At 73.9% G+C, this 13,079-nt stretch carries 11 protein-coding genes and 1 riboswitch; of the genes, 9 read left to right on the top strand and 2 right to left on the bottom strand.

Annotated elements, in window-relative coordinates; genetic code table 11:
- Positions 1-12: 12 nt before the first annotated feature.
- Both AB0G50_RS28065 and AB0G50_RS28060 read left to right on the top strand, forming a co-directional pair.
- Positions 13-1,971 carry a substrate-binding domain-containing protein gene (locus tag AB0G50_RS28065; RefSeq protein WP_360114025.1) on the top strand — a complete coding sequence of 653 codons (1,959 nt, stop codon included), beginning with the start codon at positions 13-15 and terminating at the stop codon, positions 1,969-1,971.
- 141 nt (positions 1,972-2,112) lie between these two features.
- Positions 2,113-3,342 carry an extracellular solute-binding protein gene (locus AB0G50_RS28060; RefSeq protein WP_360114022.1) on the top strand — a complete coding sequence of 410 codons (1,230 nt, stop codon included), beginning with the start codon at positions 2,113-2,115 and terminating at the stop codon, positions 3,340-3,342.
- Here the strand turns inward: AB0G50_RS28060 and pnuC are convergent.
- Positions 3,339-3,968, bottom strand: a complete 630-nt coding sequence (gene pnuC, locus AB0G50_RS28055) for a nicotinamide riboside transporter PnuC (RefSeq protein WP_360114019.1) — start codon at positions 3,966-3,968, stop codon at positions 3,339-3,341. The two genes, AB0G50_RS28060 and pnuC, sit on opposite strands and share 4 nt — an antisense overlap.
- Before the next feature lie 63 nt (positions 3,969-4,031).
- A riboswitch (FMN riboswitch) is annotated at positions 4,032-4,152 on the bottom strand.
- A gap of 110 nt (positions 4,153-4,262) precedes the next feature.
- On the opposite strand from pnuC, the gene AB0G50_RS28050 reads away from it, so the two are divergent.
- Both AB0G50_RS28050 and AB0G50_RS28045 read left to right on the top strand, forming a co-directional pair.
- The gene (locus tag AB0G50_RS28050) at positions 4,263-5,504 is read left to right on the top strand and encodes a phytase (protein WP_360114016.1); all 1,242 of its coding nucleotides are present in this window, start codon (positions 4,263-4,265) and stop codon (positions 5,502-5,504) included.
- Positions 5,501-6,688, top strand: coding sequence for an esterase-like activity of phytase family protein (locus tag AB0G50_RS28045; protein ID WP_360114013.1), 1,188 nt, complete (start codon positions 5,501-5,503; stop codon positions 6,686-6,688). Before AB0G50_RS28050 ends, AB0G50_RS28045 begins: the two co-directional genes overlap by 4 nt.
- Before the next feature lie 86 nt (positions 6,689-6,774).
- Here AB0G50_RS28045 and AB0G50_RS28040 read toward each other — a convergent pair whose 3' ends face one another.
- Positions 6,775-7,644, bottom strand: a complete 870-nt coding sequence (locus AB0G50_RS28040; protein ID WP_360114010.1) for a hypothetical protein — start codon at positions 7,642-7,644, stop codon at positions 6,775-6,777.
- A 533-nt stretch (positions 7,645-8,177) separates the two neighbouring features.
- Between AB0G50_RS28040 and AB0G50_RS28035 the strand changes: the two genes are divergently transcribed.
- From AB0G50_RS28035 to AB0G50_RS28015, 5 genes are all read left to right on the top strand, one after another.
- Positions 8,178-9,374, top strand: coding sequence for a helix-turn-helix domain-containing protein (locus tag AB0G50_RS28035; protein ID WP_360114007.1), 1,197 nt, complete (start codon positions 8,178-8,180; stop codon positions 9,372-9,374).
- 170 nt (positions 9,375-9,544) lie between these two features.
- The gene (locus tag AB0G50_RS28030) at positions 9,545-10,483 is read left to right on the top strand and encodes an ACP S-malonyltransferase (RefSeq protein ID WP_360114004.1); all 939 of its coding nucleotides are present in this window, start codon (positions 9,545-9,547) and stop codon (positions 10,481-10,483) included.
- The gene (locus AB0G50_RS28025) at positions 10,480-11,457 is read left to right on the top strand and encodes a beta-ketoacyl-ACP synthase III (RefSeq protein ID WP_360114001.1); all 978 of its coding nucleotides are present in this window, start codon (positions 10,480-10,482) and stop codon (positions 11,455-11,457) included. Before AB0G50_RS28030 ends, AB0G50_RS28025 begins: the two co-directional genes overlap by 4 nt.
- A gap of 64 nt (positions 11,458-11,521) precedes the next feature.
- Positions 11,522-11,761 (top strand): acyl carrier protein, encoded by a 240-nt coding sequence (locus AB0G50_RS28020; RefSeq protein ID WP_360113998.1) that lies wholly within the window; start codon positions 11,522-11,524, stop codon positions 11,759-11,761.
- Complete coding sequence (locus AB0G50_RS28015) at positions 11,758-12,993, top strand: beta-ketoacyl-[acyl-carrier-protein] synthase family protein (protein WP_360113995.1); 1,236 nt, start codon at positions 11,758-11,760, stop codon at positions 12,991-12,993. Before AB0G50_RS28020 ends, AB0G50_RS28015 begins: the two co-directional genes overlap by 4 nt.
- Positions 12,994-13,079: the final 86 nt, after the last annotated feature.

Genomic DNA, 13,079 nt, shown 5'->3' with positions numbered 1-13,079 from the left:
ACGAGGGGACGGATGGGGACGCCGAAACCCGCGGTCCACCGCACGGTGCTCGCTGTCGACGTGTCCGCGTTCGGCGGGCGGAGGCCGGTCGTCCAGCGCGCGGTGCGCGACGGGCTGTACGCGTCGGTGCACGGCGCGCTGGCCGAGTGCGACCTGGCGGCCGAGCACGTGGAGGACCGGGGCGACGGGTTGTTCGCGCTGCTGGACGCGCCCAAGAGCCGCGTGCTCGGGCGGCTGCCGCACGTGCTGGCCGAACACCTGCGCCGGCACAACGCGACGTGCGCGCCGGCCGCCGCGATCCGCCTGCGCGCCGCGCTCACCGCGGGCTCGGTGCAGCACGACGGCAACGGCTGGGTCGGCGACGACCTGGTGCTGGCGTTCCGGTTGCTGGACGCGGCACCGCTGCGCGAGGCGTCGCGGGACTCGACCGGCGTGCTGGTGCTGCTGGTGTCGCGGGAGTTCTTCGCCGACGTGGTGCACAACGACCCGGCCGTGGTGGACCGGGCGGCGTTCCGGCGGGTCGACGTCGCGGTCAAGGAGGCGCGGACCGAGGCGTGGCTGCACGTGCCGGACGGGCGCGCGCTGCCGCCGAAGCGGCACCGCCGGCCGCGCACCGGGTTCCGCCGGCCGCTGCCGAGGCCGCGCCGGTCGGCGGTGGCGGTGGCCCTGGTGCTCGTGCTGCTGCTCGCGACGGACGCGGTCGCGGCGCTGCCGGTCGCGCCGACGTGCTCGGACCCGGTGCAGCTCGTGGTGCTCAGCTCGACGGACAAGGTCGACGTGGTGAGCCGGCTCGCGGTGGCCTTCGAGCGCGCCTCGCGCAAGGCCAACCGGTTGGGGTGCAAGGAAGTCGACGTGCTGGTGTCCGCCGACCGGGACCGGGACGCGGCGGAGGTGCTCGGCCGGGGCTGGCCGGGGACCGGGATCGCCGCGCACGGCGCCGAGCCGCACGTGTGGCTGCCGGACAGCGGGTTCGAGGTGGCCCGGGCGCGGGCGCTGCTGGAGTCGAGCACGAACGCCGTCGCGCTGGAGGACCGCGGCCCGGTCGCGCACTCGCCGCTGGTGGTCGGGGTGTCGCGGGAGCAGGCGGGGCGGGTGGGTCGGCCGGACCAGGCGGTGCGCTGGCACGACCTGGGCGCGCTGCGGTTCCCGGACCCGGACTCGGGTGTCGGGATGGTGGCGGCCGTCGCGGCCGCGCGCGAGGCGCTGGGCGGGGTGAACCTGGCCGTGCCCGACGCGGCGTTGCGGCTGCACGGGTTGGCGCGGCGCGTTGTCGACGCGCCGGGGTGCGCGGGCGAGGTCGCGGTGGTCGGCTCGGAGGCCGAGGTGACCGGGGACCGGCACTGCCAGGTGCTCTACCCGGTGGACACGATGGTGCTGGATCACCCGTTCGTCGAGGTCAGGTGGGTGAAACGGCCCCCGAACGAGCGACGGCGGCGGGTGGTCGACCGGTTCCTGGAGTGGATGCGGGCACCGACGGCGCAGCACGCGCTGCGCGGCGCCCGGCTGCGCGGTCTGGACTGGGTCGCGCCCGGGCCCGGTCTGCGCGCCGGCCGGGTGGACCCGCCCGCCGTGCCGGTGGACGCGGGCCGGGCGCGGGCGGCGTGGGACGCGGCGGCGGCGCCGGCCCGGATCGCGGTGGCCGACGACGGCTCGCCCGAGGCGGCGCGGTTGCTGGGCAGGCTGACCGCCGAGTTCGGCCCGCGCGACTCGCTGGTCCGGCTGGGTCCGGGCGCGGACACGACAGGTGTGACGGCGGTGGTGCTGCTGGGCGTGCCGGACGCGCCCCGACTGGCCCGCCCCGGAGGCGGCCCTGTGCCGGTCGTGGGCGTCGGGTTCGGCGGAGGGACGTGCGCGCCCTCCACGGCGCTCTACGAGGCTTCTGGGGGCCGTTACGGGGCCTGCTACGAGGTGGTGGCCGGCGCGGAGGAACGCGTGTTCCTCGGCGTCGCCGCGAGGGTGTGGGGCGCGTGACGACGCACGGGGTGCTCGCGGCCGGCGACGCCGACGGGGAGGAGTGACGGTGCGCGGGGTGCGAACGGACGCCGGCCAGGAGCAGCGTCACCCGCGGGGGCGGGCCCGACGGCGCCCGGCCGGCGACGCCGACGGGGAGGGGTGACGGTGCGTGGGGTGATCGCGGCGCTGGTGGTGGTGCTGGTGGCGGGCTGCACGGGTCCCGTGGTGGACGAGGACGCCGAGGGCGTCGGCACGATCACGTTCGTCGACGGCGAGGACACCTCGTCGGGCGGGCAGATCAAGGCCGCCGTCGACCAGTGGAACACCGAGCACAGCGACGCCGAGCAGGTCGAGTTCGAGCAGATGCCGCGGTCGACCGACGCCTACCGGGCGCAGCTGACCGCGCGGGCGCAGGACCTGGCGGGCGTGCCGGACCGGTCGGCCTACCGGTCCGAGTGCTACGACGTGATGTCGGTGGACATGGTGTGGACGGCGGACTTCGCCCGGGCCGGCTACCTGGAGCCGTTGGCGCCGGCGCGGTTCGGCGTCGACCGGATGCTGCCGGAGGCGGTGCGGGCGGCGACCGTGGACGGGACGCTGTGGGCGGTGCCGTGGCGCGCGGACGCCGGGTTGCTCTACTACCGCAAGGACGTGCTCGACCGGGAGGGCCTCGAGCCGCCGACCACCTGGGGGGAGCTCGAGCACCAGGCCCGCACGGTCGCGCCGAAGTACGGCCTGGACGGCTACCTCGGCCAGTTCCGCCGCTACGAGGGCCTGACGGTCAACGCGAGCGAGGCGATGTGGGCGCACGGCGGCAGCCCGGACCGACCCGCCGACCCCGGTTCGAAGGCGGGCGTGCGGATGCTGGCCGGCGGGTTCGCCGACGGCTGGATCCCGCAGGCGGCGCTGGAGTACGACGAGGAGGCGAGCCTGGTCCGGTTCGCCGAGGGCAAGGCGCTGTTCCTGCGCAGCTGGCCGTACGCGGTGTCCCGGCTGCGGACCACGGACCTGCGCGACCGGTTCGGGCGGGCCGCCCTGCCCGGACCGGCCGCGCTGGGCGGCTGGAACCTCGCGGTGTCGCGGTGCTCGACGCACCAGAAGACCGCGCGGGCGTTCATCGCCTTCCTCACCAACGCGAGCACCCAGAGCAAGCTGCTGGTGAACGCCGGGTACGGCCCGACGGTGACCGAGCTGTACCGGACGGAGTCGCTCGCCCTGCTGCGCGGGATCATGGCCGGCGCCCGGGCCCGGCCGGTCGGCGGCCACTACGACGAGGTGAGCGGCGTGATGCAGGTGCGGCTGCACGGCGCGTTGAAGTCGCCGGCCACCGCGGACGCGTCGATGGACGTGCTGGCGGGCGAGATCAGCGCGGCGCGGGAGGGTCGCTAGGCGGGCACCCGGGCGGTCGACGCGGTGCGCCTGGCCTCCCGGTTCCAGTCCAGGAAGCCGGTGATCACCAGGGCCGCGAAGACCAGGTAGACGGCCGCGCTGAAGTACAGGCCCGAGCCGATCTGGAGGGGGACGCCGATCGCGTCGACCACCAGCCAGACCACCCAGAACTCGACCAGGCCGAGGCCCTGGAGGCTGAACGCGAGGACCGTGCCGACGAAGATCGCGGCGTCCGGCCACGGCGCCCACGAGGCCTGTAGCGCGTCCAGGACCAGCGCGAACACCACAGTGCCGACCACGAACGCGGCCACCACGGCGAGCCGTTCGCGCCACGACGCGGTGCGCACCACGACGCCGAACACGGGGTCGCGGCGGCGGGTCCAGGCCCACCAGCCGTAGAGCGTGATCAGCGCGATGACGACCTGGCGCGCGGCCGTGCCGCCCAGGTGCGCGGAGGTGTACACGACGAACAGCAGCGTCACCGACACCAGCTGCACCGGCCACGTCCACAGCGACCGGCGCTGCGCGAGGAAGACCACGACCAGGGCGAACACCTGGCCGGAGAACTCGGCCCAGGACACCTTCTGGCCGAAGACCGTGAAGCCCTGCTCCATCAAGACGTGCACCGCGTCCTCCATCCGGTGCGCTGCCGGGGCGCGACGCCGTGCCCGACGCGCGGTCGGGTGCGGCACGCGTGCCTCCCATCCGGACTGTCACCGTCGGCTCCGGAGTTCCACCGGATCGGCCGCCTGGTGGCGGTTCGCGGGCTGTACCGCCGGTTCGGAATCGCACCGAGCCCCGGAACGCGTGTGTCTACAGCGCACGAACACGGCGGCCGTTCGGGGTGTTCCCGGCCGGGGTGTGACCGGTGTCATCTCGAGTTGGGCCGCCGTACACCCGCGGCCCCTAGGTTGCGGCGGATGCGAAGAACCCTGTCGGCCGCCCTGCTGGTCGCCCTGGTCGCGGCCACCCCCGCCGCCGCGTCCACCGCCGGTGTGACCCCGGTGACCCAAACCCGCGCCTTCGTCGACGACGGCTCGGCCACCCCCGCGAACGCCGACGCGGACGACCCGGCCGTGTGGGTGCACCCCGACCGGCGGCGCAGCGTCGTGCTGGGCACCCTGAAGGAGGGCGGGCTGGCCGCGTTCGACCTGGACGGCCGCGCGCTGGGCACCTACCCGGCGCCCGCCGCCCCGGCACCGGGCGCGAAGCCGGGCCGGTTCAACAACGTGGACGTGCTGGGCGGCGCGCGGGTCGGCGACCGGCGGCGGAACCTGGCGTTCGTCAGCGACCGCGGCCGGGACCGGGTCCGCGTCTACGAGCTGGACGGCCGGGGTTCGGCGGCGGGCGCGGCGGTGCTGCGCGACGTCACCGATCCCGCCGCGCGGCCGGTGTTCTCCGCCTCGGAGGCCGAGGTCGACGGGCAGCACACCGCGTACGGGTTGGCCGCGGGCACCGTCGACGGCGCGCCGGTCGTCGTGGTGAACCGGCGGAGCGAAACCCGGGTGGCGCTGCTGCGGGTCGTGCCGGGTCCGGCGGGCTCGGTCGGCACCCGCGTGGTGTCCACAGTGGACCTCCCGTCGTCGTTCCCGCTGCCGGACGGCACCACGTGGACGCCGTGCGAAGACCCCGGCGACGGTCCGCAGCTGGAGGGCATGGTGCTCGCGGGCGATGTGCTCTACGCCGCCCAGGAGGACGTCGGAATCTGGCGGATCCCGTTGCGCGGCACAGGCTTCGGTCGGCCGAAGCTGATCGACAAGGTGCGCTCGTTCGGCGTGCCGGCGACCTACGACCCGGCCACCGAGGAGTGCGCGGTGTCCGGCGCCGACCCCGGCTTCGGCGGGAAGCACCTGGAGGCGGACGCCGAGGGGCTGACCGTCGGCGACGGCTACCTGGTCGCCTCCAGCCAGGGCGACTCGCGGTTCGTGGTCTACCGCGACGACCGCTACGCCGCCGAGTTCACCGTCCGCGCGGGCCGCGGCAACGACTCGGTCGAGCACTCGGACGGCGGTCAGCTGATCACCGCCAACCTCGGCCCGCGCTACCCCAAGGGCCTGCTGGTGCTGCACGACGGCGAGCGCAGGCCCGCGGCGGGCGACCTTCCCACCACCGGATTCGCCTACGTGAGCTGGGCGGACGTGCTGAAGGAGATCAAGCGATGAGAGCGTTGGCCCTCCCACTGGCGGCACTCGCGGTCGCCGCGCTCGCGGTGCCCGGCTCGGCCGACCCCGCCGACCGGCGCGGGTTCGGCCGGGCGACGTTGACCCAGTTCGCCTCGTTGCCCGCGGCGACCTTCGTGCCGGCGAGCGAACCGTCCGGCGCGGCGCTGGGCACGACGCCGGTCAACGGGATCACGCCGCCGTTCGCCGACCAGCCCGTGCAGGGCTTCTCCGGCGTGGTGCGCAACTCCGACGGCACGTTCGACGTGTTGTCGGACAACGGTTACGGCACCAAGGCCAACTCGGCGGACTTCGTGCTGCGGGTGCACCGGCTCGGCCCGGACTTCGGCCGCGGCCAGGTCGACGTGGTGGGCGGGATCAACCTCACCGACCCGTTCGGCAAGGTGCCGTTCGCGCTGACCCGGCCGGACCGGGTGCTCACCGGCGCGGACTTCGACGTCGAGTCGATCCAGCGCGGCAACGACGGCACGTACTGGATCGGCGACGAGTTCGGTCCGTACCTGCTGCACTTCGACCGCGCGGGCCGACTGCTCGCCGCTCCCGTCGCGCTGCCCGGCGTGTTCGCGCCCGAGCACCCCGGCGGCACGCCGAACCTGCCGAGCAGCAAGGGTTTCGAGGGGTTGGCGCTGTCCGCCGACGGCAAGACCCTGGACGCGCTGTTGGAGGGCACCGTCGCGGGCGACGAGGCGGGCACGTTGCGGCTCAACGAGTTCGACGTCGCGCGCACCGCGTTCACCGGCGTGACGTGGCGGTACCGGCTGGACAAGCCGGAGCACGCGATCGGCGACGCGATCACCGTGGACCGCAACCGGTTGCTGGTCGTGGAGCGGGACGGCGCGCAGGGCGTGGACGCGCGGGTGAAGAAGGTCTACCTGGTGGACAAGCGCGATCGGGATCGCGACGGCGTGCTGGACAAGACGCTCGTGGCGGACCTGCTGGACATCGCGAACCCGCGCCGGGTGGGCGGCTTCGCGGACCCGTTCACGTTCCCGTTCACCACGATCGAGGACCTCGTGCTGCTGGACGACCGGACCATCGGGGTGTTGAACGACAACAACTTCCCGTCGTCCTCGGGTCGCACGCCCGGCAAGCCGGACGACAACGAGTTCATCACCCTGCGGCTGTCGGACGGCCTCGGCGCCGACCCGCGCGTGCTGCGGCGGTAGGTCCGGACAGCCTTCCGGCCGGGGGGCTCGCGGTCCTCCCGGCCGGAAGTGTCACCGCGGGTCCTCCACCCGCGGTCGTCCCGGGTTCACTGCGCGGTCGGCCTCGGCAGACCGCTGGGCGGCGTCGGCGCGTCGGCCTGGACCTGGTCCGCGGCCGGGTTCTGGTTCCGGGCCTGGTTCTGCGCCTGGTTCTGGGCCTGGTTCTGCGCCTGGTTCTGGGCCTGGTTCTGGGCCGGCGGCCGGCGGTGGCCCGCGCTCACCGGCTCCTGCGACCGCCGCGGCTCGGGCGCGCTGCGCGCCTCCTCCTGGAACCGGTCGAGCCAGCCCTCCCAGCGCTGCTGCATGGGCCGCACCAGCCCGCCGCCGACGCCGATGACCACCACGCCGGCGATCGTGGCGAGGACGGTGATGAGCAGCGGCGTCGTCACCGACACCGCGATGCCGAGCTGGTTCAGCGCCGCGATCACGCCGAGCGCGAGGATGAAGCCCTGCGCGAGGCCGCCGAGCAGCCGGGTGTACGAGCGGTTGCCCAGGGCGCCCGCGACGAGTCCGCGCACCGCGCGCCCGATGGCCGCCGCGACGAGCACCAGCACCAGCGCCACCACGATCCGGGGCAGGTAGGCGATGACGTCGTTGAGCAGCGCGCTGACCGCGTTGCCGGCGCCGAACACGCCGAACGCCAACTGGAGCGCGATCAGCAGCACGAAGTAGTAGACGAGCTTGACGATCAACCCGGACGCGGTGACCGGTGACTGCGCCAGCGCGCCGCGCAGGCCCGAGCGCTCCACCAACCGCTCGAAACCGAGGCGGCCCAACAGGAACCCGACCGCCTTCGCGAGCGCCTTGGCGACCAGCCACCCGACCAGCAGCACCAGCAGGAAGCCGAGGAGCTTGGGCACGAACGTGGCGATCATCGCCCACGCCTGGCCGAGTCCATCGGTGATCTGGGAGCCCACGACGCCCCTCCTCGCAGTCACGTGATGTGTGCACCGTGATCTTCAGTCGGCCCGCATCACCCGGCAACCTGAAGTCGTGGCACGAAAGGGTGACTGACGTGGCACTTCACCCGAGGACAGTCCAGAGTGGAGGCACCGGTGGGGACCGGGGAGAGGGAAACGCCCGACGCGCACTCGCGTCGGGCGTTTCCGGCTTTCCGAGGCGTTTCGCGCCGCCCGGCCCCGGAACCCCGACGGCAGTGCGTCGTGGCGCGTCACCCGCGCCCGACGACGGCGTCCGGACGCCGTACTCCCCCCACACCGCGTCCGGCTTCCCGCGACAGCCCGCCGCGAACGGCGGGAAACCGGCCGGGCGCGCCGACCCACGTTCGGCTTCTCCACGGCGGTGGCGCGGTCCGGCGGGCGCGCTCGCCCGAAGTCCCGACTCGCGCCGGGCTCGCGCGACGTGCGGCTTCCCACGCCCGCCCACCGCGCGACGTGGGCCTGCTCCCTCGGGTGCGTCGCGGGTCCCATCGGCGTGCGATGGTGGTGCGGTGACCGGTTCCACCCGTGCCGACGAGGGTTTGGCTCCCCTGTCCCGCGCCACATTGCGCGACCTCCAGCGCGCCTCCGGCGACCTCGCGGCGGCCAGCGTGGCCGAGATGGAGGCGCGGCTGCCGTGGTTCCGGCGGATGCCCGCCGACCAGCGGGCGAGTGTGCTGCTGCTGATCCAGAGCGGTGTCGCCGGGTTCGTGTCCTGGTTGAGCGACCCGCAGCAGGCGATCCGGCTCACCGCCGAGGCGTTCCGGTCCGCGCCCAAGGACATCGCGCGCTGGGTCAGCCTGCGGCAGACCGTGGAACTGGTGCGGATCGCGCTGGAGCTGTTCGAGCAGCAGCTGCCCGGGCTCGCCGCGGACGACGCCGAGCGGGCCGTGCTGACCGAGGGCGTGCTGCGGTACGGCCGGGAGATCGCCTTCTCCGCCGCCACCTCCTACGCGGCCGCCGCCGAGGCGCGCGGCGCGTGGGACGCGCGGTTGGAGGCGCTGGTGGTGGACGGCATCGTGCGCGGTGACGCCGAGGAGTCGCTGCTGTCCCGGGCCACCGCGCTCGGCTGGGACCCGGCCGCCGAGGCGACCGTGCTGGTCGGCAACCCGTCCTCGGACGACCCGCCCGCCGTGGTGTTCGAGGTGCGCAGCCGGGCCGCCCGGCTCGGCCGCCCGGTGCTGCTGAGCGTGCAGGGTTCGCGACTGGTCGTGGTGCTGGGCGGTGAAACCGACGACGAGTCTGTGCTGACCCGGATCGCGGACGCGTTCGGCGACGGGCCGGTGGTGGCCGGTCCGACCGTCGGCAGCCTGGCCGACGCCCACCGCAGCGCGGGCGACGCGCTCTCCGGGCTGCGCGCGGTGGTCGGGTGGCCGGGCGCGCCCCGCCCGGTGCGCTCGCTCGACCTGCTGCCGGAACGGGCGCTGGCGGGTGATCCCGAGGCCGAGTGGCAGCTGGTCGACCGGGTCGCCCGGCCGCTGGAGGACTCCGGCGGCGCGCTGATGGAGACCGTGGACGTGTTCCTCGAGGTGGGCGGTGTGCTGGAGGCGTGCGCGCGGAAGCTGTTCGTGCACCCGAACACGGTGCGCTACCGGTTGAAGCGGGCCACCGAGCTGACGGGGCGGAACCCGGCCGATCCGCGGGACGCCCTCGTGCTCAGGGTGGCACTCTCGGTAGGGCGGCTCGCCCGCGCTCGCGGACTCTGGTGACACCCGCCGGAGTGTGATCAAGACCGCACACACCTTTTGAGGCGGTATGGGCGGCGTCCCACAACACGCGACGTCGATCGACGTTCATCTACGAGTCACATTTGTAGGAACCCTACAAACGAAGTCCTCGCGTTTCGTCTGTTCCGGCATTCTGTGAACGAGCCGCGACCGTGTTCAGTGAGCGGGTGATCGCGCTCCTCGCCCCCGGACAGGGGTCCCAGACACCCGGAATGCTCACCCCGTGGCTCGAGCTCGACGGTGCCGGTGAGCGCGTGGCCGCGTGGTCCGACGCCACCGGGCTCGACCTGCGCAGACTGGGCACCGAGGCGGACGCCGAGGAGATCAGGGACACCGCCGTCACGCAGCCGCTGGTCGTGGCGCTGGCGCTGCTGGCGTTCGCCGAGCTGCGCCGCCGGGTCGAGCTGCCGGCGGACACCACCGTGGCGGGCCACTCGGTCGGCGAACTGGCCGCCGCCGCGATCGCGGGCGTGCTGAGCAGCGACGACGCGGTGGCGCTCGCCGCCGTGCGCGGCGCCGAGATGGCCGCCGCCTGCGCCACGACGCCCACCGGCATGGCCGCGGTGCTCGGCGGTGAGGAGGACGAGGTCCTCGCCCGCCTCGACGAACTCGGGCTGGTCGGCGCGAACCGGAACGGCGCGGGCCAGATCGTGGCCGCCGGTCCGCTCGACGCGCTGGACAAGCTCGTCGCAGAACCACCCGGTCGGGCGAAGATCCGCGCGCTCCAGGTGGCCGGCGCTTTTCACACCTCCCACATGTCACCGGCCGAGGACGCCCTGCGCCACCGCGCGGCGGGCATCGCGGTGGCCGACCCGGTCCTGCCGCTGCTGTCCAACGCGGACGGCGCCGTGGTCGGCTCGGGCGACGAGGTGCTGCGCCGCTTGATCTCCCAGGTGACCCGCCCCGTCCGGTGGGACGCCTGCCAGGCAACCCTGGCCGGCCAGGGCGTGACCGCGGTGGTGGAACTGCCACCGGCGGGCGCGCTGACCGGCCTGGCCAAGCGCGAGCTGAAGGGCACCCCCACGTTGGCGTTGAAAACACCCGACCAGTTGGACCAGGTCGCCGAGCTGATCCAGGGGGCCACCCAGTGACCTCCTTCGCCGCACGGCCCGGCTCGCCCGGCTCGCGCATCGTCGGGTTGGGCAGCTTCCAGCCCGACACGGTGGTCAGCAACCACGACCTGGCCAAGATCATGGACACCTCGGACGAGTGGATCCGCGAGCGGGTCGGCATCGTGAACCGCCGCGTGGCCAAGCCCGAGGAACTGCTCGTGGACATGGCCGTCGAGGCGGGCGCGAAGGCGATCGCCGACGCGGGCCTCGCCCCGACCGACATCGAGGCGGTGCTGGTCGCGACCTGCACCATGCCGTCGCAGATCCCCAACGCCGCCGCGCAGGTGGCCCACCGCATCGGCGTCCTGGCCGCGCCGGCGTTCGACCTGAACGCCGCGTGCGCCGGGTTCTGCTACGCGCTGGCGACCGGCTCGGACCTGGTCCGCGCGGGCAGCGCGCGGTACGTGCTGGTCATCGGCGCGGAGAAGCTGACCGACTGGGTCAACCCGACCGACCGGTCGACCGCGATCATCTTCGCGGACGGCGCCGGCGCGGCCGTGGTCGGACCGTCCGAGGAGGCCGCCATCGGGCCGGTGTCCTGGGGCAGCGCGGGCGACCTGTCGGGGATGATCGCGGTCGAGGACCGCGACTCGTTCATCTTCCAGGAGGGCCAGTCGGTCTTCCGGTGGGCCACCACGCAGATCGCGCCCATCGCGATCGACGCGGTGGAGCGCGCGGGCATCGAGCTGTCCGATGTGGACGTCTTCGTGCCGCACCAGGCGAACCTGCGGATCATCGAGGCGATCGCCAAGCGGCTCAAGGCCAAGGGTGCGCGTGACGACCTGAAGATCGCACGTGACATCGTGGACTCCGGCAACACCTCCTCGGCATCCATCCCCCTGGCGCTGGACCACCTGCGCCAGGCGGGCGAGATCGCCTCCGGGGACGTGGCGCTGCTCGTCGGCTTCGGAGCGGGGCTGTCCTACGCGGGACAGGTCGTCCGTTGTCCGTGACCTCAACCCAGACTCCGGCGGGACTTCCCGTCCGGCGCACGCGAGAAGAAGGAAGGGAACCGCAGTGAGCAACGAGGACATCCAGAAGGGGCTCGCCGAGATCGTCGAAGAGGTCGCCGGCGTCGAGGCGGCGGACGTGACGGTCGACAAGTCCTTTGTGGACGACCTGGACATCGACTCGCTGTCCATGGTGGAGATCGCCGTGCAGGCCGAGGACAAGTTCGGCGTGAAGATCCCGGACGACCAGCTGGCCAACCTCAAGACCGTGGGCGATGCGGTGAACTACATCGCCAGCAACGCATGACCACTGGCAACGACGTCGTCGTCACCGGGCTGGGTGCCACCACCCCGCTCGGTGGCGACGCCGCCTCCACCTGGGAAGCTCTGCTGGCCGGCCGCAGCGGTGTGACGCCGCTCGTCGGCGGGTTCGCGGAGAAGTACGAACTGCCCGTGCGGATCGCCGCACGGCTCGCCGTCGAGCCCACCGAGGTGCTGCCGCGGGTCGAGGCCCGTCGGCTGGACCGCTGCGAGCAGGTAGCGGTGGTCGCCGCCCGCCAGGCGTGGGCGGACTCGGGTTTGGGTGACGACGGCGTCGACCTCGAACGCCTCGGCGTGGTCGTCGGCACCGGCATCGGCGGCGCGATGACGCTGCTGGACCAGGACGACCTGATCGAGCAGTCCGGACTGCGCAAGGTGTCGCCGCTGACCGTGCCGATGCTCATGCCCAACGGCCCGGCCGCGCACGTCGGCCTGGACCTGAAGGCCCGCGCGGGCGTGCACGCGCCGGTGTCGGCGTGCGCCTCGGGCGCGGAGGCCCTGGCGTGGGCGTGGCGGATGCTGCGCGCGGGCGAGGCCGACGTGGTCGTGGCGGGCGGCGCGGAGGCGTGCATCACCACGATCACCATGGCGGGCTTCATCCAGGCCCGGACCATGAGCACCCGCAACGACGACCCGGAACGCGCCTCGCGGCCGTTCGACGTCAACCGGGACGGGTTCGTGCTCGGCGAGGGCGCCGGGATCCTGGTGCTGGAGCGCGAGGAGTTCGCCCGGGCCCGCGGCGCGCGGATCTACGGCAAGCTCGCGGGCATCGGCACCAGCTCGGACGGCCACCACATCACGGCGGCCGACCCCGAGGGCATCGGGCAGTCGCGGGCGATCGCGACCGCGCTGCGCAACGCCGGTGTCAGCGCCTCCGACGTCGGCCACGTGAACTGCCACGCCACCTCCACCCAGGTCGGCGACGTGATCGAGCCGCTGGCCGTCAAGAGGGCGATCGGCGACCACCCGGTGCTGACCGCGCCGAAGGGCAACCACGGTCACCTGCTCGGCGCGTCGGGCGCCGTGGAGGCGATCACCACCCTGCTGTCGGTGCGCGACGGCGTCGTGCCGCCGACCCTCAACCTGGAGGACCAGGACCCGAGGGTGCAGCTCGAGGTGGTCACCGGCGAGCCGCGCAAGATCGATCTGGTCGCCGCGGTGAACAACTCGTTCGGCTTCGGCGGGCACAACGTCTCGCTGGTCTTCACCCAGGCCTGACCCGCACCACCCGCGAACGACCGCGTCCACCCGGCGATCGGGCACCGTGCCGCCACCAGACGGCGGCACGGTGGTCATGGCCCCGT

It is taken from the genome of Actinosynnema sp. NPDC020468, assembly GCF_040642015.1.
GTDB lineage: Bacteria > Actinomycetota > Actinomycetes > Mycobacteriales > Pseudonocardiaceae > Actinosynnema.
This window is presented reverse-complemented; position numbering and strand designations above follow the sequence as displayed.

Excerpts from the sequence above, each read along its gene's own strand:
- AB0G50_RS28065 (WP_360114025.1), top strand. The coding sequence starts at position 13 with ATGGGGACGCCGAAACCCGCGGTCCACCGCACGGTGCTCGCTGTCGAC.
- AB0G50_RS28050 (WP_360114016.1), top strand. The coding sequence starts at position 4,263 with ATGCGAAGAACCCTGTCGGCCGCCCTGCTGGTCGCCCTGGTCGCGGCC.
- AB0G50_RS28045 (WP_360114013.1), top strand. The coding sequence starts at position 5,501 with ATGAGAGCGTTGGCCCTCCCACTGGCGGCACTCGCGGTCGCCGCGCTC.
- AB0G50_RS28015 (WP_360113995.1), top strand. The coding sequence starts at position 11,758 with ATGACCACTGGCAACGACGTCGTCGTCACCGGGCTGGGTGCCACCACC.